Source organism: Enterobacter sp. C6 (assembly GCF_008122455.1).
Lineage (GTDB): Bacteria > Pseudomonadota > Gammaproteobacteria > Enterobacterales > Enterobacteriaceae > Enterobacter > Enterobacter pseudoroggenkampii.
The window spans coordinates 1-463 of sequence record NZ_QPFW01000014.1 but is presented as its reverse complement, the minus strand read 5'-3'; the positions used below and the strand labels follow the sequence as shown (position 1 = coordinate 463).

Genomic DNA, 463 nt, shown 5'->3' with positions numbered 1-463 from the left:
GGGTAAGCGCAGCGCTACCCGCCGAAAAGCCGCACAGATCACAAAACCCAATCCCGCCCGAAAAGTACCCGCCGTTGTCCCAATCGTCCCTTCACGTTACGTCCCTCTCAGGCTTCAATTAAACAACAAAAACAAAACATAAATTTAACAACCCTATTCCGATACGAGGTCCCCTATGAAGCCTGAAGAGTTCCGCGCTGATGCCAAACGCCCGTTAACCGGCGAAGAGTATTTAAAAAGCCTGCAGGACGGTCGTGAGATTTATATCTACGGCGAGCGCGTCAAAGACGTCACCACCCATCCGGCGTTTCGCAATGCGGCGGCCTCCATCGCGCAGATGTACGACGCGCTGCACAAGCCGGACATGCAGGACACGCTCTGCTGGGGCACCGACACCGGCAGCGGCGGCTACACCCACAAGTTCTTCCGCGTGGCGAAAAGCGCCGACGACCTGCGCCAGCAG

At 57.0% G+C, this 463-nt stretch carries 1 protein-coding gene; it reads left to right on the top strand.

The features are described from left to right. Positions 1-175: 175 nt before the first annotated feature. On the top strand, positions 176-463 hold a 288-nt coding region (locus DOU50_RS00080; RefSeq protein ID WP_322742052.1), incomplete at its 3' end, for a 4-hydroxyphenylacetate 3-hydroxylase N-terminal domain-containing protein.